Source organism: Microbacterium sp. AC026 (assembly GCF_979258475.1).
Genome location: NZ_OZ409857.1, coordinates 1,186,436 through 1,208,027, shown reverse-complemented (window position 1 = coordinate 1,208,027; position 21,592 = coordinate 1,186,436). Strand labels below are relative to the sequence as shown.

Below are 21,592 nucleotides of genomic sequence, written 5' to 3'. Positions count from 1 at the left end.
ATGACTTCTCCCGCCTCTGTCGACACCCGCACCGCTGCGCTCTCGGCTCTGCGCGAGCTGGTCGGCCGCCCGGACGCCGACTTCCACGACGGTCAGTACGAGGCGATCGAGGCTCTGGTCGAGGGCGCCGCCGCGCGCTCGTCGTGCAGCGCACCGGGTGGGGCAAGTCGGCTGTGTACTTCGTCGCGACGCTGCTGCTGCGCCGCCAGGGGGCAGGGCCGACCGTCCTCGTCTCGCCGCTTCTCGCGCTGATGCGCGATCAGATCGCCGCGGCCGAGCGGGCAGGCGTTCGAGCGGTGGCGATCAACTCGACCAATGCGCACGAGTGGTCGGAGGTCATGGAGCAGCTCGACCGAGACGAGGTCGATGTGCTGCTCGTCTCTCCCGAACGACTCAACAATCCCGCGTTCCGCGAGCAGCAGCTGCCGGCGCTGGTTCGACGGATCGGCATGCTGGTGGTCGACGAGGCGCACTGCATCAGCGACTGGGGGCACGACTTCCGCCCCGATTACCGGCGGCTGCGCGACCTCATCGAGCAGATGCCGCCCGAGGTGCCCGTGCTCGCGACGACGGCGACCGCGAACAGCAGGGTCGTGGCCGACGTCGCCGAGCAGCTCGGCACGGGAGGGGCGTCGGATGCCGCCGGCTCCGAGGTGCTCACGATCCGCGGCCCGCTCGCGCGCACCTCGCTGCGTCTCGGCGTCCTGCGTCTGCGCGACTCCGCCAGCCGGCTCGCGTGGCTGCTCAGTCATATCGACGACCTGCCCGGTTCGGGCATCATCTACACCCTGACGGTCGCGGCCGCGGTCGACACCGCCCGGCTGCTGCGCGACCACGGGCACGACGTGCGCGCGTACACCGGACAGACCGACACCGACGAGCGCACCGAGTCGGAAGGGATGCTGAAGCGCAACGAGGTCAAGGCCCTCGTCGCCACGAGCGCGCTCGGGATGGGCTTCGACAAGCCGGACCTCGGTTTCGTGCTGCACCTCGGCGCGCCGTCGTCGCCGGTCGCGTACTACCAGCAGGTCGGCCGTGCCGGTCGTGCGAGCGAGAGCGCCGACGTGCTCCTGCTGCCCGGCGTCGAAGACCGCGACATCTGGCACTACTTCGCGACCGCGTCGATGCCGGATCGGGAGCGCGCCGAGCGGGTGATCGCCGCCCTCGGCGATCAGCCCATCTCGACGCCCGCGCTCGAGGCGATGGTCGACATCCGGCGTACTCCGCTCGAACTGCTGCTCAAGGTTCTCGACGTCGACGGCGCGGTGCGCCGGGTGCAGGGCGGGTGGGTCGCGACGGGGCAGCCGTGGGCCTACGACGCCGAGCGCTATGAGCGCATCGCGGCCGAGCGTCGCGCCGAGCAGCAGCACATGATCGACTACGAGCAGACCGACGGATGCCGCATGGAATTCCTCCAGCGCTCACTCGACGACGACACGGCTGCGCCCTGCGGGAGATGCGACAACTGCGCCGGCATCTGGTTCCCGAGCGAGATCGGCGAATCGGCGACGACGCAGGCCGCGGAATCGCTCGATCGCGTCGGTGTCCCGGTCGAGCCTCGTCGCGCCTGGCCGACCGGAGCCGACAAGCTCGACGTGCCGGTGAAGGGCGCATCCCCGCGGGGAGCAGGCCGGAGAAGGGCGCGCACTCGCCCGTCTCACCGACCTCGGCTGGGGCGGCACGCTGCGCGAGCTCTTCGCGGCGGGCGCCCCTGACGCGGTGGTGACGCCCCAGGTTCTCGGCGGCTGCGTGCGCGTGCTCGCCGACTGGGGGTGGGCCGAGCGCCCCGTCGCGGTCGTCGCCATGCCGTCGCGATCGCATCCGCTGCTCGTCGACTCGCTCGCCCGCGGGATCGCCGAGATCGGCCGCCTGCCGTATCTCGGTGCGCTCGACCTCGTGAACGGCGGGCCGACGGGCCAACCCGGTGGCAACAGCGTGTTCCGGCTGGCAGGTCTGTGGGACAGATTCAGCGCGCAGGGCCTCGACGTGCCGACCGGTCCCGTGCTGCTCGTCGACGATCTCGCCGACAGCCGCTGGACGCTCACGGTCGCCGCGCGCACGCTGCGCCAGGCGGGGGTGAGCGACGTGCTCCCGTTCGTGCTCGCGCTGCGCGGCTGACGGCGGGGACACCCGGCTCGAGCCCTACCGCAGGTCGTAGACCCGCTGGTATTTGCCCTCGCTCCGGGGCAGCGTGCCCGGCTCCTCGACCGTCACGTCGACGCTGGTGCCGATGTGCATCTTGATGCGGTGGGTGAGCACCGCAGCGGCGGCATCGCAGTCCTCGGCACTCAGCGACGGGTGTCGCTCGATGCGCACGGTCATCGTGTCGAGCTGCCCGACGTGGTGCAGCTCGAGCACGAAGTGCGGGGTGAGCGTCTCGATGCCCATCACCAGCTCCTCGATCTGGGTGGGGAAGAGGTTCACGCCGCGCAGGATGATCATGTCGTCGTTGCGGCCGGTGATCTTCTCCATGCGTCGAAGCGCCGGAAAGGTGGTTCCCGGCAGCAGGCGCGTCAGATCGCGCGTGCGATACCGGATCACAGGAAAAGCCTCTTTGGTCAGCGACGTGAAGACGAGCTCGCCGAGCGCATCGTCCGGCAGCCGTTCCCCGGTCTCTCCGTCGATGATCTCGGGCAGGAAATGGTCCTCCCAGATGTGCGGGCCGTCTTTCGTGAGCACGCTCTCGCTCGCGACCCCCGGCCCCATCACCTCGCTGAGCCCGTAGATGTCGACGGCATCGATGTTCAGTCGCCGCTCGATCTCACGACGCATCTCGTTCGTCCACGGCTCGGCGCCGAGCACCGCGACGCGCAGCGACGTGGTCGTCGGATCGATGCCCGAGGCTTCCATCGCGTCAGCGATCGTGAGCAGATAGCTCGGCGTGCAGAGGATGGCATCCGGTTCGAAATCCGTGATCAGCTGCACCTGCCGGGCGGTCTGCCCTCCCGACACCGGGATCACGGTCGCTCCGAGACGCTCGATCCCGGCATGCGCGCCGAGTCCGCCGGTGAAGAGCCCGTAGCCGTAGGCGTTGTGTACCTTCATCCCCGCGCGGATGCCCGCGGAGTGCAACGACCGCGCCACCAGGTCGCTCCACCGGTCGAGGTCTCCTTCGGTGTAGCCGACGACGGTCGGCCGCCCCGTCGTGCCCGACGACGCGTGGACGCGTCGCACGTCGGCCATCGGCACGGCGAACATGCCGAACGGATAGCTCTCGCGCAGGTCGGCCTTGGTGGTGAACGGCAGACGCCGCACGTCGTCGAGGGTGCGCACATCGTCGGGGTGCACGCCGTGCTCGTCGAACTTGCGGCGATAGGTCGGCACGTTCTCGTAGGCATGCCGGACGGTCCACTGCAGGCGCTGCAGCTGCAGCCGCGCCAGTCGTTCAGGCGAATGAAGCTCGGCCTCGGCGCCGATCTCGGCATGTGTTGCGGTCATCGTCGACTCCTTCGTCGGGGACAGAGCAGTGAGCGTGCGTGCGCTCAGGCGGGGTGCGAGCGGTTCGTCGTGAGCGAGCGGCCGCGGACCTCGGCGACGACATCGCCCGATTCGTCCGTCACCGTCACGTCGTACAGGCCGTTGCGTCCGCTGACGACACGGCGCACCGCGCGCGCTGTCAGTCGCTGGCCGGCGGTCGTGGATTTCAGGAAGGTGATGTCGGCACCACCCGCGACCGTGACGCGATCGTCCTCGTTGCAGGCGATCGCGAAGGCGGTGTCGGCGAGGGTGAACACCAGTCCGCCATGCGTGATGGCGAACCCGTTCAGCATGTCGTCGCGCACGGTCATCGAGACGACGGCCTCTCCGGGGGCGTCCTCCTCGACGGTCATGCCGAGCATCTGCGATGCGGCATCGCGCTGCATCATCTCTCTCATGCGGCGACGACCTCGGGTGTCGGCTGCTTGTTCACCAGCGTGAGCACGTCGTAGGTGGCGACGAGCTCGTCGCTCTGATTGCGGATCACCGCGTCCCAGCGCACCTCTCCGTACTCGTCCGTCTCACGCGGCGTGATCTGCTTCGCGGTCAGCTCGACGCGGATCGTGTCGCCGGGGGAGACCGGCGTGATGAATCGCAGGTTCTCCAGACCGTAGTTCGCGAGCACGGGTCCGGGCTCCGGATCGACGAAGAGACCCGCGGCCCACGAGACGAGCAGGTAGCCGTGCGCGACCCGTCCGGGGAAGAACGGGTTCGCGGCGGCGGATGCCTCGTCCATGTGGGCGTAGAACGTGTCGCCCGTGAAGTGCGCGAACGTCTCGATGTCGGCGAGGGTCACCTCGCGCGAGCCGGAGACGATCTGGTCGCCGATGCGGAGTTCCGCGAGCGACTTGCGGAACGGATGCCGACCGTCGCTGCGCGCGGCCGCCCCCGCGTGCCAGACACCCGTCAAGGCAGTCAGCATCTCGGGTGAACCCTGCACTGCCGTGCGCTGCATGTGATGCAGCACCGCGCGGATGCCGCCGAGCTCCTCACCGCCGCCGGCTCGACCGGGGCCGCCGTGCACGAGGTTGGGCAGGGGCGATCCGTGCCCGGTCGACGATCGTGCATCGTCGCGGTCGAGCAGCAGCATCCGGCCGTTGAACGGTGCGATGCGCGTGGCGAGCTCCACGGCCTGCGCCGGGTCATGCGTGGCGATGCTGGTGACCAGCGAGCCGCCACCTCGGGCGACGAGCGCTGCGGCCTCGGCGATGGTGTCGTAGGTGAGCAGCGACGACACGGGGCCGAAGGCCTCGATCGAGTGCGCCGCGTCGGACTGCGAGTCCTCGAAGCGCAGCAGCAGCGGCGACACGAAGGCTCCGTCGGGTGCGGTGCCGGTGCTGCCGTCTGCGCGACGGACCTCGGGAGCATCCGTCGTCCCGACGACGACCTGCCCGCCCGCCGCCTGCAGGCGATCCACCTGGCGCAGCACCTCATCGCGCTGCCCCGTCGAGGCCAGGGGACCCATGGTGACGCCCTCGGCGCGGGGGTCGCCCAGCACGGTCTTCTCAGCGAGGCGCGCCTGCACGGCGCCGATGATCGCGTCGGCCGAGCCCGCCGGCACGATCGCTCGCCGGATGGCCGTGCACTTCTGGCCGGCCTTGCTCGTCATCTCGGTGACGAGCTGGCGCACGTACGCGTCGAACTCCGGGGTGCCCTCGATCGCGTCTGTGCCGAGCACCGAGGCGTTGATCGAGTCGGTCTCGGCGGTGAACCGCACACCGCCGGTCTGCACTGCGGCGTGGGCTTTGAGGCTCTCCGCGGTCGACGCGCTGCCGGTGAACCCGACGATGTCGCCGAGCCGCAGGTTCTCGAACAGGTCAGGCACGCTGCCGCTGACGAGCTGCAGCGATCCGTCGGGCAGCAGTCCCGATTCGACGAGGATGCGCACCATCGCCTCGGCGACGTAGCCCGTGGGTGTCGCGGGCTTCACGAGCGTCGGCATGCCGGCGAGGAACGCGGGTGCGAACTTCTCGAGCGAACCCCACACCGGGAAGTTGAACGCGTTGATCTGCACAGCGACCCCGGGGAGCGTCGTGTAGACATGACGACCCAGGAACGACCCGTCCTTCGACAGCGGCTCCGCGGGGCCGTCGACATGCACGCGGCTGTTCGGCAGCTCGCGGCGACCCTTGCCCGAGTACGAGAAGAGCACGCCGATGCCGCCGTCGATGTCGACCCACGAGTCGGCCTTCGTGGCGCCGGTACGGGCGGACAGCGCATACAGCTCGTCCTTGCGCTCGGTGAGAGCGAGAGCGAACTGCTTCAGCAGCACGGCCCGCTGGTGGAACGTGAGCGCACCGAGGCTCTTCTGCCCGACGGAGCGGGCGTACTCCAGTGCCCCGGCCAGGTCGAGGCCCGCGGTCGACACGACGGCGACGACGTCGCCGGTGGACGCATCGCGGACCTCTGCGGATCGCGTGGGCGACGACGGCGTCCACCACTCGCCCTGGACGTAGCTCGGCAGATACTCGGTCATCTCTCCTCGTTCCATGCGTAGAACCCTTCGCCGCTCTTGCGGCCCAGCTTTCCCTCGGCGACCATGCGGCGCAGCAGTTCCGGTGCAGCGAATCGCTCGCCGAGCGTGCGCTCCAGCTCTTCGGCGATGCCGAGGCGTACATCGAGCCCGACGATGTCGGTGGTGCGCAGCGGACCCATCGGATGCCGATACCCCAGCGTCATCGCGGCATCGATGTCGGCGGCCGAGGCGACGCCCTCCTCGAGCATCCGGATCGCCTCGAGGCCCAGCATCACGCCCAGCCGCGACGACGCGAAGCCCGGGGAGTCGCTGACGACGATCGGCGTCTTGCCGAGGGCGGCCACCCAGGCGGTGGCGCTCTCGACGACCGCCCGGTCGGTCGCTGCGCCGCGCACGACCTCGACCAGGGCCGATGCGGGCACCGGATTGAAGAAGTGCAGGCCGAGGAATCGCTCCGGATGCCTGCGACCCGCAGCGAGATCGTCGATCGAGATCGACGAGGTGTTGCTCGCCAGAACCGCCGACGGGGGCAGCACGGCTTCGGCCCGCGACAGCGCGTCCTCCTTGAGGGCGCGATCTTCGGGAACCGCCTCGATCGCGAGGTCGACCGCGACGAAGGCTCCGGGATCGACGCCGGTCGTGATGCGCGCGGTCAATTCGGCCTCGTCGAGAGAGGGTCGCGGTCGACGGATCTGCGGATGCTGTCGCCGATGCGGGTCAGCGCCGCGTCGGCGCTCGCCGCATCGCGCTCGATCACGCTGACGTGAGATCCGGCGAGCAGGAACGCATGTGCGATGCCGGCTCCCATGCGGCCGCCTCCGAGCACGCCGACCCGATACGGGGCGCTGCCGATGTCGCTCATCGTCTCTTCTCCAGGAAGTCGGTCATGCGGCGGATCTTCTCGGGCGACTCGAACAGCTCGGCCTGCAGTTCGACCTCGATCGCCGGGTGGCCTGCTCGCGGAGTGCGCAGAGCGCGTTTGGTGTGCTGCGTCGCGAGGGGATCGTTCGCCGCGATGCGATCGACGATCCGGTGTGCGGCCGCGAGCAGCTCGTCGGCCGGATGGAGCGACGACACGAGTCCCCACCTCAGCGCCTCTTCGGCATCCAGAGCTCGGCCGGTGAGGAGCAGCTCGCTCGCCCTCGCGTCTCCGACGATCTCGGGCAGGCGCCAGGTCGCGCCGGCTGCGGCGATGATGCCGAGCCCGGTCTCGGGGTTGCCGATGCGGAGGGACGGCGTCGCGATGCGGATGTCGGCGGCGTAGGCGAGTTCGGCTCCGCCCCCGAGCGCGTATCCGTCGAGTGCGGCGATCACCGGCATCGGGAGATCATGGATGCGGATGAATGCGGTCGCATTGATGGCGCGTCGGGCGTCGTCGGCGGTGCGATCGCGCAGCTGGGCGATGTCGGCGCCCGCCGCGAAGACGCCGTCGGTGCCGGTGATGATCAGCGTGCGCGGCGTCCGCTCGAGCATCGCGCAGAGCTCGTGCAGTGCGTCGATCGTCGCCTGGTCGATGGCGTTGCGCTTCTCGGGCCGGTCGAGCGTGGCGATCACCCGGTCTCGATGCTCCTCGATGCGCAGAGTCATGTCAGACGCTCCACGATCATCGCGGTGCCCTGACCCACGCCGACGCACATCGTGGCCAGACCGTAGCGCGCGTTCTCGCGCTCGAGTCGGCCGAGCAGTGTGAGGATCAGACGGGATCCGCTGGAGCCGAGGGGATGGCCGAGCGCGATGGCTCCGCCGTCGGCGTTGACGATCGACGGGTCGAGTCGGAGGCGGCGGATGCAGGCGAGGGACTGCGAGGCGAAGGCCTCGTTGAGCTCGACGGCACCGAGGCCGCCGACCTGCAGGCCCGCCTTCGCGAGTGCCTTCTGTGTTGCCGGCACGGGACCCAGGCCCATGATCTCGGGGGCGAGCGCGGCGGTCGCCGAGGCGACGATCCGTGCGCGCGGACGAAGGCCATGTCGCTCGACCGCTTCGGCGCTCGCCACGATGATCGCCGAGGCTCCGTCGTTCAAGGAACTGGAGTTGCCCGCCGTGACGACCTGGCCGCCTGCGACGACCGGACGGAGTGCGGCCAGCGCGTCGAGCGTGCTGTCCCTGCGCGGGCCTTCGTCGGTGTCGACGAGTCCGCGGCCCGTCTCGACGCCCACGATCTCGGGGGCGAGGCGTCCCCCGTCGATCGCCGAGATGGCGCGCTGATGGCTCAGAAGCGCGAAGGCGTCGGCATCCGCTCTGGTGATCCCGTCGATGCGTGCGACCTCTTCGGCGGTCTCGGGCATCGAGAACGTGGCCTTGTCGCGGGCGCTCAGCCGCGGGTTCGTGAAGCGCCAGCCGATCGACGTGTCGAAGGCCGCGCCGGGCTTGGCCCATGCCCGCTCGGGCTTCGCCTGCACCCAGGGCGCGCGTGTCATGGACTCGACGCCACCGGCGACGATGAGGTCGGCGTCCCCTGCGCGCACGGCGTTCGCGGCGAGTGCGATGGCTGACATCCCTGAGGCGCAGAGGCGGTTGACGGTCAATCCGGGGATCGAATCGGGGAGGTCCGCGAGCAGCACGGCCATCCGTGCGACGTTGCGGTTGTCCTCGCCCGCCTGATTCGCGGCGCCGAGGATCACCTCGTCGATGTCGTCGCCGGGGATGGCGGCTCGCGAGACTGTGGCGGCGACGACGAGGGCCGCCAGATCGTCCGGACGGATGCCGGCGAGTGCGCCTCCGTAGCGACCGACGGGGTGCGGACCCCGTCGACGAGATAGGCCTCGGACATCGTCATCCTCTCGAACGCCCACGCTGGCGATAATTTCAGACCGATCGGTCAGGAATACGATCTCAGATCCTTCCGCGAATGGCAACTCATCCGGACTGACAGACTGGGCCCATGGCAGAGCCCGGAATCCAGGCGCCGGCCCCCAAGCGAGGCCGGCCAGGTTATGACCGCGAACAGGTGCTCGCGGTCGCCGTCAAGGTCTTCAACGAGCACGGCTACGACGCGACGAGCGTGGCCGACCTCAGCGCGACGCTGGGGCTGACGAAGTCGGCGCTGTACCACCACTTCGAATCCAAGTCGGCGATCCTCGAGCTCGCGCTGAACGATGCGCTCGATGCGCTCGAGGCCGTCGTCGATGACGCGACCGCGCAGCACTCGCTGGCCTCCGACCGGCTGCGGGCGATCATCCGCGGCGCGGTGCGGGCGCTCACCGAGAAGCTCCCCTCGGTGACGCTGCTGCTGCGCGTGCGGGGGAACGGCGATGTCGAGACCTCCGCGCTGGTGCGCAGACGTGCGTTCGACCAGCGCGTGACCGCGATCGTGTCGGAAGCGCAGACCGAGGGGCTGATCCGCGACGACGTCGATGCGGCGGTCGCCACCAGGCTCATCTTCGGGATGATCAACTCGGTCGTCGAGTGGTATCGACCCGGGGTCCCGTCGATCCCGAGGAGCTGGGGGAGGACATCCTGCGGGTGAGCCTCGACGGGCTGCAGTCCCGCTGAGCGGGCTCAGTCGTCGGCCGGCGCCACGCGGGGAGGCCAGCTGGTCGCTCCGAGCTCGCGGGAGATGTTGCGCGCCGTCTCGCGCAGCGCGTTGAGCACCGCGTCCGAGGCGGGCGCCTGCGATGTGGGCATCACGACGGCGACCGCGGCGACGATGTCGTTCGACGCGTCGGCGACCGGCGCGGCGACGGACGACTCTCCGAGCACGGCCTCATCGGTCTCCGAGGCGCTGCCCCGCTCGGCGATGGCCGGCAGGTCGAGCAGCAGTCGGGCGACGTCGGTGATCGTGTCCCCGGTGAGGCTGTGCAGCGGCCGCTCGAAGACGGTGCGCTGGAAGCCGAGGTCGTGCGCCAGCAGGACCTTTCCCATCGCGGAGGCATGCGCGGGGATCGCCACGCCGGTCTCGAGCATCTGCTGGCTGTCGTCCGGACGCAGGTCGTGGTGGATCACGAGCACCTCGTGGAAGTGCGGCGCCCCGAGGCGCACCGGCAGGTTCGTGCGGCGTGCGAGCTCCTGCGTCCACCGCATGGCTCTGGCCCGGACGTCGAGGGTGTCGAGGTAGACGTTGCTCAGCCGCAGCAGGGTGGGACCGAGCATGTAGCGCTGCCCGCCGCGCTCCTTCGCGACGAGTCCGTGCTCGCGCAGGGACTTGACGATCCCGTGCACGGTCGACGGGGGAAGGCTCAGGGCGAGCGCGAGATCCGTGATGCCGAGATGGCGCGCACCCTGCAGCAGCTCGAGCACTTTCGCTGCGCGATCGATGGCCTGGATCATCGCGGCTCCTCTCTCCGGATCGTCGTCGAGCCGGGCGGTCGCATCGGTCGTCAGGTCGATCTTGACAACTCGACTGCGCCCGAGCATATTCGACATTGACGAATAACTTTCCAATATTGCGAAAGAGCGCCGCCGTAGAGATCAAAGGAGATCGAACGATGAAGAAGCTCATCAACAACCCCGCCGATGTGCTGGTCGAGTCGCTGCGCGGCGTCGCACTCGCGCATCCGGAGCTCTCGGTCGACCTCGAGACGCACGTGATCACCCGCTCGACGCCGAAGGCGGAGGGAAGGTCGCGATCGTCTCGGGTGGAGGGTCCGGCCACGAACCGCTGCATGGGGGATACGTGGGCGTCGGCATGCTCGACGCCGCCGTCGCCGGCGAGGTCTTCACCTCGCCCACCCCGATCGAGTGCAGGCCGCCACGAAGGCCGTCGATCGCGGGGCCGGTGTGCTGCACATCGTGAAGAACTACACGGGAGACGTGCTCAACTTCGAGATGGCGGCGGAGCTCGCCTCGATGGAGGGCATCGAGGTCGGCACCGTGATCGTCGATGACGATGTCGCCGTGCAAGACTCGCTCTACACGGCAGGGCGTCGTGGCGTCGGACTCACGGTGCTGCTCGAAAAGCTGGTCGGCGCCGCGGCTGAGGAGGGGCAGGATCTCGATGCCGTCGTCGCCCTCGCGAAGCGCATCAACGGACAGGGGCGGTCGATGGGCATGGCGCTCACCAGCTGCACGGTTCCCGCAGCGGGCAAGCCGACGTTCGATCTGCCCGAGGACCAGATGGAGATCGGCATCGGCATCCATGGCGAGCCCGGTCGGCACCGGGAGCCACTGGCGCCGGCATCCGAGATCGCCCGGCAACTCGTGGAGCCGATCCTCGCCGATCTCGACGTCTCAGGTCCCGCCATCGTGATGCTCAACGGCATGGGCGGATCCCCGTTGATCGAGCTGTATCTGATGTACGGCGAGGTGGCCGCGCTGCTCGAGCAGGCGGGAGTGCAGATCGCCCGCAACCTGGTCGGCGACTACATCACCTCGCTCGACATGGCCGGCTGCTCGCTCACGGTGCTGAAGGCCGACGACGAGCTGCTCAGGCTGTGGGACGCACCCGTCAACACCCCCGGACTGCGGTGGGGGGCATGATGGCGGCGATCGACACCGCGGCCCTGGCCGACTGGATCCGGCGGTTCCGCGACGTCATCGCCGAGAAGCGCGAATGGCTCACCGAGCTGGACTCGGCGATCGGAGACGCCGACCACGGCGCGAACATGGCCCGTGGCATGGATGCGGTCGTGGCGAAGCTCGACTCGGGTGTGCCCGACACGGTCGACGAGCTGCTCAAGACCGTCGGCATGACTCTCGTGAGCTCGGTCGGAGGCGCCAGCGGGCCGCTCTACGGCACGCTGTTCCTGCGGATGGGGATGGCTGCAGGGCCCGTGACCGAGCTCGATGGCGCCGGACTCGGCGGCTCGCTGCGTGCCGGCCTCGATGGCATCGTCGCTCGCGGCAAGGCCGAGGCCGGCGACAAGACCATGTTCGACGCCATGGCGCCCGCGGTGGACGCCTTCGACGCCGCGATCTCCGGAGGGAGACCTGTCTGCCGCGACGGCGGCGGCCGCAGAGGCTGCCGCGTCCGGTCGGGATGCCACCGAATCGCTCGTCGCCCGGAAGGGACGTGCGAGCTATCTCGGGGAACGCAGCGCCGGCCATCTCGACCCCGGTGCGGCGTCGACGACACTGCTGTTCGAGTCCCTCGCCCAGGCGACCGCGGAATCCTCCTGATGATCGGCATCGTCGCCGTCTCCCACAGTGCTCGACTCGGGGAGGCGGCGCTGGAGCTCGCCCTGCAGATGGTGCAGGGCGGGGAGCGCGAGTGAGAGTCGCCGCAGGCGCCGGAACGGATGCCGACGGCGCGCCCGTCCTCGGCACGGATGCCGTCGCTGTCGCCGCGGCGATCGACGAGCTGGCCGCCGACTGCGACGGTGTCCTGGTGCTGATGGATCTCGGCTCCGCAGTGCTGAGCGCCGAGCTCGCGCTGGAGCTGCGGACGAGCGATGTGCCGGTGCGCCTCGCCCCCGCGCCGTTCGTGGAAGGGCTGCTGGCGGCCGTCGTGTCGGCCGCTGCCGGCGCATCGCTGGACGTCGTCGCGGGGGAGGCGTCGATCGCGCTCGCCGCCAAGAGCGGCCAGCTCGAGGACCCGTCGACGGAAGCCGCTCCGATCGAGTCCGCATCGACCGACCGGTCGGGTGCCGTGACGCGGACGGTGGTCGTGCGCAATGCGCTCGGTATCCACGCGCGACCGGCGGCTCTGATCGCCGAGGCATCGGCGGGCATCGATGTGCGACTGCGTCGACTGCCCGACGGGACTGAGGCGTCGGGTGCGAGCCTGTCACGACTGCTGATCCTCGGTGCCAGGCAGGGCGACCGGATCGAGCTGTCGGCACTCGGGCGCGACGCCGAGGGGGCGCTCGACCGACTGGTGGCCCTTTTCGACGACGGATTCGGTGAAGGCACGGACGTCGACGCCGTCGCCTCGGGGTCGGTCGGGGCGCACGCTGCAGAGGCAGCCCTCGAGTCCCCTCCCGTCCGGGCAGGCGACGTGCTGCGTGGTCGCGGCGTGAGCTCGGGCAGGGTCGCCGCCGAGGCCGTGCTCCTCGCCGCGCGCGTGCGTGAGCCGGAGGAGAGCACCGTCGTCGCGCCTGGTGATCGGGAGGCCGAGGCATCTGCGATCGAGTGGGCCGCGGTGGCGGTGGCAGACCAGCTGAGGGCGCGCACGAGGGCGGCGACCGGCGAGGCTCGGGCGATCCTCGACGCGTCGCGTCTGCTGGCCTCCGACCCCGAACTGGTGGCCGAGGCGGCGGACCTCGTGCGGACGCGGGGTCGAACGGCCGCGCGGGCGATCTGGGAGACATCGGCGGCGCACGAGAAAGGACTCGCGGCTCTCGGTGGGCGGATGGCCGAGCGAGCGGCCGACATCCGCGACGTCCGTGATCGGATGATCGCGGAGATCCTCGAGGTCGAGATGCCGGGCGTTCCCGAGCGTGATGAGCCTTTCGTGCTGGTCGCGTCGGATCTCGCCCCCGCGGACACGGCAGCCTTGGAAGGCGGCAACTGCGTCGCGCTCGTGACGGAGCAGGGCGGCCCCACCTCGCACACGGCGATCATCGCCCGGTCGCTCGGAATCCCCGCAGTGGTCGGAGTCATCGGCGCGACCGGGATCCCGCGCGGTGCGGTCGTGCTCGTCGACGGCGATCGGGGCACGGTCGAGATCGACCCGAGCAGCTCTCGAGTCACCGAGGCGAAGGCCGCGTCGCTCGTGGTGCCGTTCGACGGCGAGGGGGTGCTCGCCGACGGACGGCGCATCCCGCTCCTCGCCAATGTCGGGGGAGCGGCCGAGGCCGTCGTGGCCGCTGCCTCGAAGGCCCAGGGCGTCGGTCTCTTCCGCACCGAGTTCTGCTTCCTCGACCGCGCCGACGCACCGACGATCGACGAGCAGGTCGACGCCTACCGAGGTGTCCTCGCCGCGTTTCCGGGGCAGAGGGTCGTGGTGCGCACGCTCGATGCCGGCAGTGACAAACCGCTGCCTTTCGCGAACTCCGACGCGGAGGACAATCCCGCCCTCGGCGTGCGGGGACTCCGGATCGCGCGACGGGCCCCGAAGCTGCTGGACGATCAGCTCAGGGCACTGGCGCTCGCCGCGGGGGCGGAGTCGGCACTCGTCGAGGTGATGGCTCCGATGGTGGCCACGGTCGATGAGGCACGCGACTTCGCGGAGCGTGCGCGAGAAGCCGGACTGGAGACTGTGGGGGTGATGATCGAGACGCCCTCCGCCGCGCTCCTCGCGTCGGAGATGCTCGAGGTCGTCGACTTCGTGAGCATCGGGACCAACGACCTCGCCCAGTACGCGCTCGCGGCTGATCGACTGCTCGGAGAGCTGGGCGATCTGAACGATCCGTGGCAGCCGGCCGTGCTGCGACTGATCGGGCAGGCGGGTGCGGCCGGACGCCGGTGGGGCCTGCCGGTGGGGGTATGCGGCGAGGCCGCTGCCGATCCCGCTCTGGCCGCCGTGCTCGTGGGGCTCGGCGTCACGTCGCTGTCGATGACACCCCGTGCGCTGGGTCGAGTCGCGGCGGCGCTCGCGGGCGTCACGGGCGAACAGTGCGATGCCGCTGCGGAAGCGGTCCTGAGAGCAGCGACGGCTGTCGATGCCCGCGCCGCCGCAGCCGCCGTACTCAACGGAGAGTGACGCGGTCGTCCCGTCAACGACATATGCGCTGTCCGGCATCATTCTGATCTCGACATGCACGGGCTCCTGGTCGAGGTCGTCCCAGCGCGCCTAGGCTCCGAGGAGGGGACGTCTGCATCGGCGAATGACGAGGTCGGAGGATTCAATGGCTGTCTTCATCACGGGTCGAGCGCGAGTGACGCTCGCCTTGATCGGGATCGGCGCCGTGGCCGCCGTGAGCGCCTGCGCCCCGAGTCCCCAGACGTCATCGCCTCCGTCGCCATCGCCGTCCCGGACGACCGCCGCGCCCGAGCCGTATGCCGGACCGATCGTGTTCGTCGGCGACGAGCTCGACGCATTCGCGCTCGCCCCCGAGGAGATCGTGGGGATCGTTCCGGACGCCACGGACGTCGGCGATCCGTCGCCGGTCCTCGAACAGATATCGGACGGAGGAAGCCTCCCTGCGGATCCGCCGATCTGCGACGCTCTCTACGCCGAGCAGTCACTCGGCAGCGTCGGGGCGAGGACGATCGAGTGGCAGGTGCCGACGGATCCCACGAACGGCTTCGGCCGGATGACGATCATGCAGTTCGCCGACGAGGCTCACGCCGAGGGCCGCATGGATCAGCTGCTCCAGGCGGCCGAGCAGTGCGCCGAGTTCGTCAAAGAGGGAACCGTCTCCTTCGATGCCGTGATCCCCGAAGCGTCCGAGAACACCCGGGCCTTCGCGGGCTCGCTGATCGATGCGGCGCTGGACTGGCGGTCGTTCAGCGCGTTCGCCTCGACCGGGAACGTGATCGTGCAGCTGTGGCAGCCTTTCAGCGGCGATCGCGACTTCGACGCCGAGGCGGCGGCGCTGCTGCTTCGAGAACGCGCCGAGGAGGCCCGGTCCGGGCTGGTCGAGGAGCTCACCGAGAACCCGCCCGTCGCCGAGACAGACCCGTCCGGCGATCCCGGAACCGCGTGGAGTGACTGGCAGGTCGGAGTCGGCGGCGTGGGTCCGCTCCGACTCGGCGACTCGGTCGAGTCCGCGGTCGCCGCCGCCGGCGAGGACGCGCAGGTCGTCGAACCCGAGTACGACGGCGGCCCGTGGACCCTCATCGCCCCCGCGGAGGCGGGGACGATCCTGGTGCGCCCCGTCGAGGCCGGCGATGCCGTCGGGTCGATCACCGTCGGGAGCGACCGCAGCCTCGGCGACACCGTCGGTGACGGAGCCGCGCTGCCGTCGCGAGGTGATATCCGCCTCGGCGCCCCCGTCGCGGATGCGATGGCTGCTTACCCCGGAGGCACCGTGGTCGAGGTCGTGTCGTCGAGCGATCACTTCTACGCCGTCACGACGCGCGACGGGCAGGTCTTCCGTTTCCAAGCCGATCGCGAGGTGCTCGAGGAGGGGGCGACGATCGTCGGCATCACGGTCGAGGACGCGACGGTACGCACGCCGCTGGTCTTCGGCTGACGACGGGCCGGTCGGATGACCGACCGGCCCGCAGCATGCCGGGAAGACGATGATCAGGCGTGCAGATCCACGCCCTTGGTCTCCTTCACCATCGACACGGCGATGAGGGAGATCACCGCCGTGATGGCGATGTAGACGCCGATCGTCCAGGCCGCCTGGAACTGGTTCATCAGAGCCTCCGCGATCATCGGTGCGAACGCCCCGCCGAGGATGGCACCCAGCGCGTATCCGATCGAGACGCCCGAGTAGCGGACGTTGGCCGGGAACATCTCGGCATAGAGAGCCGCCTGCGGGCCGTACGAGAGCCCGAGCGCGAACGTCATCACGAACAGCGCCACGAAGTACCAGAAGATGTTCGCCGTGTCGATCAGGAACCACATCGGCACCGCCCACAGCGCGAGCGCGATGTACCCGATCTGGAAGGTGCGGACGCGTCCGAGACGATCGGAGAGGTGGCCGCCCCAGAGCGTGAAGATGAGCCAGCCGAACGACGCGAGCGTCGTCGCCAGCAGCACGGGAGGACGCTCCATGCCGAGGGCGGTGACGGCGTAGGTCGCGAAGAACGCGATGAGCAGGTACCCGGCGGCGTTGTTGCCGATGAAGATCAGGGCAGTGAGCACGACCTGCTTGGTGTTCTTGCGGAACAGGCGACCCAGCGGCGCGGAGGCCTCCTGGCGACGACGACGGAGATCCTCGAAGACGGGGCTCTCGTCGACGGCGCGCCTGATCACGTAGCCGACGGCGATCAGCACGATCGACATCAGGAACGGGATCCGCCAGCCCCACTCGAGGAACGCCTCGGGGGACATCGAGCTCGTCAGCACCCAGAGCGTGGCTGTGGCGAGGATCATGCCGATCGGGACGCCGATCTGCGGGAAGGCGCCGAAGAGCCCCCGGCGGGCCGTGGGGGCGTGCTCGACGGCCATCAGTGCCGCTCCGCCCCACTCGCCGCCCGCCGAGAACCCCTGCAGGATGCGGAGCACGATGAGAAGGATCGGAGCGGCGACGCCGATCGCGGCGTACGTCGGCAGCACGCCGATCAGCGAGGTGGAGAGTCCCATCATCACGAGCGTGAAGACGAGCATCTTCTTGCGGCCCAGCTTGTCGCCCAGGTGCCCGGCGACGATGGCTCCCAAGGGGCGGAAGAGGAAGGAGATCCCGATCGTGGCGAAGGAGAGGATCTGCGCGAATCCCTTGTTCTCCTCAGCGATCGGGGCGAGGAAGAGCGGCGCGAGCACGAGGCCTGCTGCTTGCGCGTAGATGAAGAAGTCGTACCACTCGATCGAGGTGCCGACCAGGGTGCTGGCGAGGACTCGCCGCTCCTCGGCGGGCATTCGCGCCGTCGAGGTGCGCGCGGATACTGCTGACGTCATGAAGAACTCCATTGTTCTGCGGGTGCGGAGGAGCGACGCTGCGTCACCCCGAGCTACTTACCGAATGGTCGGTCAGTAATTGATGAGAGTAGCGCACGGTGGCCGGGCGACCCAAGCCCCACATCTGCGACCGCGCGACTCAGACGTCCTCACACGTTGCCGAACGCGCGCAGCGGATGCTCGATGAGCTCCGTGACGCGGCGGAGGAAGCTCGCCGCATACCCGCCGTCGCACACGCGGTGATCGAACACCAGTGACAGTTGAGCGACGCGGCGGGCGACGATCTGACCGTCGATCACCCACGGGCGCTCGATGATGCGACCGATGCCGAGGATCGCGACGTCGGGGTGGTTGATGATCGCGGCCGAGCCGTCGACCCCGAGCCCGCCGTAGTTGTTGAGGGTGAACGTCGACCCCCGCAGCCGCTCCGGAGGCATCGCCCCCGAACGCGCCGTCGCCGACAGCTCGCGCAGCGCGACATCGAGCTGTTCGACGGTGAGCTCGTGCGCCCGCGGGATGACGGGCACCAGGAGGCCGCGCTCGGTGTCGGCGGCGACGCCGAGGTTGAGGCCGTCGAAGGAGATGATCTCCGACCCGTCGTCGCTCAGGCGGGAGGCGAGCACCGGATGCTCCGCGAGCGCGAGCACGACGAAGCGTGCCACGAGGGCAGTGATCGACGGGGCCCTGCCGCCGGCCGGAACCATCTCGGAGCGCAGATTCCAGAGCTCGGTGGCATCCACGTCGACCCAGACCGTGGCCTCGGGGATCTCGGAGCGGCTGCGGGTCAGTCGTCCGCTGACCGCCTTGCGCAGCGGGGACATCCGCTCACGGGAGACGACGGCGAGGCCGTCGAGACGTTCGGCGTTCGCGGACTGCGGCTGGTGATCATCGCGGCGATGCTGCGCCGCTGCCCCGTCGACGGCGTCGTCGACAGCGGCCGCCAGCACGTCGGCGCGCGTGACGGCGCCGTCATGGCCGGTCGGGGTGATGGCGTGGACGTCGAGTCCGAGGTCGCGGGCGAGTCGTCGCACCAGGGGAGAGCGGACGGCCACGGGCCGCCGTTCCGAAGCATTCGCGTCCGGCTTCTCGCGTGGCATCTCGGATGCCGCCGTCGCCTTCGGGCGCCGTCGGCCGGTCGCGCCGCGCTCCGAGGTCCCATAGCCGATCAGGACGTTGCCGGACCCTGCGCGCTCCTCTTCGCGGTACGCCTCCTGCTCCGGATCGCCGGCATCCGCACGGAGATCGCCTCCCGCATGGGTGTCCGGAGCGTCCGCCGAGGAAGAATCCGCAGAAGAAGAAGCGCCGTCGGCGACCTCGAGCACCGGCGCTCCGACGTCGATGGTCTCGCCCGGTTCTCCGTGCAGGGCGGTGACGACGCCGGCGAAGGGCGAGGGCAGCTCGACCACGCTCTTCGCCGTCTCGACCTCGGCGATCGCCTGGTCGGTGACGATCGTGTCGCCGACGCAGACGAGCCACTGCACGAGTCCGGCCTCGGTGAGTCCCTCGCCGAGGTCCGGCAGCCGGAAGACGTGGGTGGTCAGCGCCGTCATGACTCGTCCTCCCAGTGCAGCGAGTCGATGGCGTCCAGCACGCGGTCGACGTCGGGCAGGTACCAGTGCTCGAGCTTGGGCGGGGCGTAGGGGGTGTCGAATCCGGTGACGCGGCGCACCGGAGCCTCGAGGTACTCGAAGCAGCGCTCGAAGACGCGCGCCTGGATCTCGGAGGCCACGCTGGCGAATCCGGGAGCCTCGGCGATCACGACCGCTCGTCCGGTCGCGCGCACGGCGGCTGTGACCGTGGCGTCGTCGAACGGGGACAGCGAACGGATGTCGACGACCTGCACGCTGCGCCCCTCGGATGCCGCCACATCGGCGGCCTCGAGCGCGAGCGGCACCGAGGCGCCGTAGGCGAGCAGGGTGACGTCGGTGCCCTCGCGGGCGATGCGGGCGGAGCCGATGTCCGCCGTCGCCGAGGTGTCGACCTCTCCCTTCGTCCAGTACAGCTTCTTCGGCTCGAGGAAGATCACCGGGTCGGGCGAGGCGATCGCCGCCCGGAGCAGCGAATAGGCGTCCTGGGGAGTCGACGGGCTCACGACGGTGAGGCCCGGGGTGTGCGCGTAGTACGCCTCGGAGGAGTCGCAGTGGTGCTCGACCCCGCCGATGCCGCCGCCGAAGGGGATGCGGATCACGAGCGGCATCCGCACCGCACCGCGCGTCCGGTTGCCGAGCTTCGCGACGTGACTGACGATCTGCTCGAACGCCGGCAGTGCGAAGGCGTCGAACTGCAGCTCGACGACGGGGCGCATGCCGTTCATGGCCATGCCGACGGCTGTACCGACGATGCCGGATTCGGCGAGCGGGGTGTCGAAGCAGCGGTCCTCGCCGAACCGCGCCGTGAGTCCGTCGGTGATGCGGAACACGCCGCCGAGCGCTCCGACGTCCTCGCCGAAGACGACGACCTCGGGATCGCTCTCGATCGCATCCGCGAGGGCGAGGTTCAGCGCGGCGGCCATGCTCATGGTCGACACGGACAGTGCGCCGGTGTCGACCCGGATGTCGTCGTGGGCGATGGTCATCGTGCACCTCCGGCTGCTGCGTGGTTGCGTGCGATCTCGTCCCTCAGCATCTGCCACTGCTCCTCGCGCTGCGGAGAGCGGGTCTCTGTGACGAAGCGGAACAGATCCTCGGGATCGATCTCGGCATCGACGTTGAGCGCCTCTCGCATCGCCGCGGCGGTCTTCTCGGCCTCCGCCGCGTACTCGGCTTCACGGTCGGCCGTGAGGACGCCGGCGCTCGTCAGGTGTGCTCGCAGTCGCGTCAGCGGGTCGCGCTCGACCCATGCCTGGACCTCGGCGCGCTCGCGATAGCGCGTGTCGTCGTCGGCGTTCGTGTGCGCCTGCATCCGATAGGTGTGCGCCTCGATGAGCGTCGGCCCGTCGCCCGAGCGGGCATGGGCGATGGCCTCGCCGAGAACGGCCAGCACGGCGGCGACGTCGTTGCCGTCGACGCGCTGCCCCGGCATCCCGTATCCGATCGCCTTGTGGGCCAGCGACGGCGCGGCGGTCTGGCGGCTGAGCGGCACCGAGATCGCGAACTCGTTGTTCTGCACGAGGAAGACGACCGGCACACGGAAGACGGCGGCGAAGTTCAGCGCCTCGTGGAAGTCGCCCTCACTGGTCGCACCGTCGCCGCACAGTGCCAGGACGGCCGTCTGCTCTCCGCGCTTCTTCGCGGCATACGCGAAGCCGACCGCGTGCAGCAGCTGTGTGGCGAGCGGAGTGGCCTGAGGCGCGACGTGGTGCGCTCGCACGTCGTAACCCGAATGCCAGTCGCCCTTCAGCAGCACCATCGCCTCGGCCGGTGCGACACCCCGGGCGATCACCGCGACCGAGTCCCGATACGTGGGGAAGAGCCAGTCGCCGGCGTCGAGGGCGAGGGCCGCTCCGATCTGGCAGGCCTCCTGACCGTGCGACGACGGGTAGACGGCGAGGCGGCCCTGCCGGACGAGAGCGCTGGCCTGATCGTTGATGCGGCGCCCCTCGACGAGACCGCGATAGGCGGCGAGCAGGGTGTCCGTATCCGGCAGCGGGAAGTGCGGGTCGTCGAAGACACGCCCCTCTGCGTCGATGAGCTGCACCGCCGTGTCGCGCGGGAGCAGGTGTGCGTGTTCCATCCGTTCGCCCTCCTTGCCGAACTCGATGACGCCAGCATGCTCTCCTCGCGACAGACGTCCAAGAACATTCGGCGCATCGTGGACGAATGCGATCTACTTGCTCACCTCCGTGACGAAATGTCAGAATTCAGGCAGAGGACGAAGGGGTTCCATGATCACGCTGGACGACACCGATCACGCGATTCTCGAGCAGCTGCGGATCGACGCCCGGGCGTCGATGACCGCCATCGCCGAGGCCGTGCACATCTCGAGAGCGGGCGCTCACGCACGGATCAAGCGGCTGACCGATGCGGGCATCATCACCGGCTACTCGGTGCGCACCGACCCCGTGCTGCTCGGCCATCATGCGAGCGCCTACGTGACACTCGCCATCGAGCAGGCCACCTGGCAGGAGGTCAGCGCCAGGCTGCGGATGATTCCCGAGATCGAGCACATGGCGCTCGTCGGCGGTGACTTCGACGTCATCCTGCTCGTGCGGGCGAGTGACGCGCGCGACCTCCGCCGCATCGTCTTGGAGGACATCCAGGCGATCCCCTCGATCCGCTCCACACGCACGACCCTCATCTTCGAGGACTTCACCCTGATCTGAGCGGGTGGGGAGGTCATCCCTTCGCACTCGGACATCTGCGGCGCGCTCCGCG

13 protein-coding genes and 5 pseudogenes are annotated in these 21,592 nt (G+C 69.8%); 7 read left to right on the top strand and 11 right to left on the bottom strand.

Annotation, left to right across the window (positions count from 1 at the left end):
• A pseudogene (locus ACZZ93_RS06110) lies at positions 1–2,118 on the top strand (RecQ family ATP-dependent DNA helicase).
• Between the two features lie 24 nt (positions 2,119–2,142).
• Here ACZZ93_RS06110 and paaK read toward each other — a convergent pair.
• The 6 genes and pseudogenes from paaK to ACZZ93_RS06080 all read right to left on the bottom strand — a co-directional run bounded on the left by paaK (position 2,143) and on the right by ACZZ93_RS06080 (position 8,723).
• Entirely contained in the window at positions 2,143–3,438 is a 1,296-nt protein-coding gene (gene paaK / locus ACZZ93_RS06105) for a phenylacetate--CoA ligase PaaK (protein WP_463510668.1), read from the bottom strand.
• A 44-nt stretch (positions 3,439–3,482) separates the two neighbouring features.
• Positions 3,483–3,866, bottom strand: a complete 384-nt coding sequence (paaI, locus tag ACZZ93_RS06100) for a hydroxyphenylacetyl-CoA thioesterase PaaI (protein WP_082297754.1) — start codon at positions 3,864–3,866, stop codon at positions 3,483–3,485.
• Between the two features lie 5 nt (positions 3,867–3,871).
• Positions 3,872–5,953, bottom strand: coding sequence for a phenylacetic acid degradation bifunctional protein PaaZ (paaZ, locus tag ACZZ93_RS06095; protein ID WP_463510667.1), 2,082 nt, complete (start codon positions 5,951–5,953; stop codon positions 3,872–3,874).
• Positions 5,950–6,815: pseudogene (locus tag ACZZ93_RS06090) on the bottom strand (3-hydroxyacyl-CoA dehydrogenase family protein). Before ACZZ93_RS06090 ends, paaZ begins: the two are co-directional and overlap by 4 nt.
• Positions 6,812–7,540: an enoyl-CoA hydratase/isomerase family protein gene (locus ACZZ93_RS06085; protein WP_463510666.1), complete on the bottom strand. Its 729-nt coding sequence runs from the start codon at positions 7,538–7,540 to the stop codon at positions 6,812–6,814. Before ACZZ93_RS06085 ends, ACZZ93_RS06090 begins: the two are co-directional and overlap by 4 nt.
• Positions 7,537–8,723, bottom strand: a pseudogene (locus tag ACZZ93_RS06080) (thiolase family protein). Before ACZZ93_RS06080 ends, ACZZ93_RS06085 begins: the two are co-directional and overlap by 4 nt.
• 111 nt (positions 8,724–8,834) lie before the next feature.
• Between ACZZ93_RS06080 and ACZZ93_RS06075 the strand changes: the two are divergent.
• The gene (locus ACZZ93_RS06075; RefSeq protein WP_463510665.1) at positions 8,835–9,419 is read left to right on the top strand and encodes a TetR/AcrR family transcriptional regulator; all 585 of its coding nucleotides are present in this window, start codon (positions 8,835–8,837) and stop codon (positions 9,417–9,419) included.
• Positions 9,420–9,451: 32 nt separating this feature from the next.
• Here the strand turns inward: ACZZ93_RS06075 and ACZZ93_RS06070 are convergent, their stop codons facing one another.
• Positions 9,452–10,219 (bottom strand): IclR family transcriptional regulator, encoded by a 768-nt coding sequence (locus ACZZ93_RS06070; protein WP_053099028.1) that lies wholly within the window; start codon positions 10,217–10,219, stop codon positions 9,452–9,454.
• A 158-nt stretch (positions 10,220–10,377) separates the two neighbouring features.
• Here ACZZ93_RS06070 and dhaK point away from each other — a divergent pair.
• The 4 genes and pseudogenes from dhaK to ACZZ93_RS06050 all read left to right on the top strand — a co-directional run bounded on the left by dhaK (position 10,378) and on the right by ACZZ93_RS06050 (position 15,906).
• A pseudogene (gene dhaK / locus ACZZ93_RS06065) lies at positions 10,378–11,368 on the top strand (dihydroxyacetone kinase subunit DhaK).
• Positions 11,368–12,007 (top strand): annotated as a pseudogene (gene dhaL / locus ACZZ93_RS06060) (dihydroxyacetone kinase subunit DhaL). Before dhaK ends, dhaL begins: the two co-directional pseudogenes overlap by 1 nt.
• A 91-nt stretch (positions 12,008–12,098) precedes the next feature.
• On the top strand, positions 12,099–14,471 hold the full coding sequence (gene ptsP / locus ACZZ93_RS06055) for a phosphoenolpyruvate--protein phosphotransferase (protein ID WP_463510664.1): 2,373 nt from the start codon (positions 12,099–12,101) through the stop codon (positions 14,469–14,471).
• A 145-nt stretch (positions 14,472–14,616) separates the two neighbouring features.
• Positions 14,617–15,906: a hypothetical protein gene (locus ACZZ93_RS06050; protein WP_463510663.1), complete on the top strand. Its 1,290-nt coding sequence runs from the start codon at positions 14,617–14,619 to the stop codon at positions 15,904–15,906.
• Positions 15,907–15,959: 53 nt separating this feature from the next.
• Here ACZZ93_RS06050 and ACZZ93_RS06045 read toward each other — a convergent pair whose 3' ends face one another.
• The 4 genes from ACZZ93_RS06045 to pdhA form a co-directional block, all read right to left on the bottom strand.
• Positions 15,960–17,279, bottom strand: a complete 1,320-nt coding sequence (locus ACZZ93_RS06045; protein ID WP_056277770.1) for an MFS transporter — start codon at positions 17,277–17,279, stop codon at positions 15,960–15,962.
• A gap of 149 nt (positions 17,280–17,428) precedes the next feature.
• Positions 17,429–18,829, bottom strand: a complete 1,401-nt coding sequence (locus ACZZ93_RS06040) for a dihydrolipoamide acetyltransferase family protein (RefSeq protein WP_463497646.1) — start codon at positions 18,827–18,829, stop codon at positions 17,429–17,431.
• Complete coding sequence (locus ACZZ93_RS06035; protein WP_363522041.1) at positions 18,826–19,854, bottom strand: alpha-ketoacid dehydrogenase subunit beta; 1,029 nt, start codon at positions 19,852–19,854, stop codon at positions 18,826–18,828. Before ACZZ93_RS06035 ends, ACZZ93_RS06040 begins: the two co-directional genes overlap by 4 nt.
• Entirely contained in the window at positions 19,851–20,951 is a 1,101-nt protein-coding gene (gene pdhA, locus ACZZ93_RS06030) for a pyruvate dehydrogenase (acetyl-transferring) E1 component subunit alpha (RefSeq protein ID WP_463510662.1), read from the bottom strand. The genes ACZZ93_RS06035 and pdhA overlap by 4 nt, the downstream gene beginning before the upstream one ends.
• Positions 20,952–21,102: 151 nt before the next feature.
• Between pdhA and ACZZ93_RS06025 the strand changes: the two genes are divergently transcribed.
• Positions 21,103–21,540 (top strand): Lrp/AsnC family transcriptional regulator, encoded by a 438-nt coding sequence (locus ACZZ93_RS06025; RefSeq protein ID WP_187250130.1) that lies wholly within the window; start codon positions 21,103–21,105, stop codon positions 21,538–21,540.
• The last annotated feature ends 52 nt before the right edge of the window (positions 21,541–21,592 follow it).

What these genes read in the sequence shown, in the direction of transcription:
- paaK (WP_463510668.1), bottom strand. Translation starts at nt 3,438, where the DNA reads ATGACCGCAACACATGCCGAGATCGGCGCCGAGGCCGAGCTTCATTCG.
- paaI (WP_082297754.1), bottom strand. Translation starts at nt 3,866, where the DNA reads ATGATGCAGCGCGATGCCGCATCGCAGATGCTCGGCATGACCGTCGAG.
- paaZ (WP_463510667.1), bottom strand. Translation starts at nt 5,953, where the DNA reads ATGACCGAGTATCTGCCGAGCTACGTCCAGGGCGAGTGGTGGACGCCG.
- ACZZ93_RS06085 (WP_463510666.1), bottom strand. Translation starts at nt 7,540, where the DNA reads ATGACTCTGCGCATCGAGGAGCATCGAGACCGGGTGATCGCCACGCTC.
- ACZZ93_RS06075 (WP_463510665.1), top strand. Translation starts at nt 8,835, where the DNA reads ATGGCAGAGCCCGGAATCCAGGCGCCGGCCCCCAAGCGAGGCCGGCCA.
- ACZZ93_RS06070 (WP_053099028.1), bottom strand. Translation starts at nt 10,219, where the DNA reads ATGATCCAGGCCATCGATCGCGCAGCGAAAGTGCTCGAGCTGCTGCAG.
- ACZZ93_RS06050 (WP_463510663.1), top strand. Translation starts at nt 14,617, where the DNA reads ATGGCTGTCTTCATCACGGGTCGAGCGCGAGTGACGCTCGCCTTGATC.
- ACZZ93_RS06045 (WP_056277770.1), bottom strand. Translation starts at nt 17,279, where the DNA reads ATGACGTCAGCAGTATCCGCGCGCACCTCGACGGCGCGAATGCCCGCC.
- ACZZ93_RS06040 (WP_463497646.1), bottom strand. Translation starts at nt 18,829, where the DNA reads ATGACGGCGCTGACCACCCACGTCTTCCGGCTGCCGGACCTCGGCGAG.
- ACZZ93_RS06035 (WP_363522041.1), bottom strand. Translation starts at nt 19,854, where the DNA reads ATGACCATCGCCCACGACGACATCCGGGTCGACACCGGCGCACTGTCC.
- pdhA (WP_463510662.1), bottom strand. Translation starts at nt 20,951, where the DNA reads ATGGAACACGCACACCTGCTCCCGCGCGACACGGCGGTGCAGCTCATC.
- ACZZ93_RS06025 (WP_187250130.1), top strand. Translation starts at nt 21,103, where the DNA reads ATGATCACGCTGGACGACACCGATCACGCGATTCTCGAGCAGCTGCGG.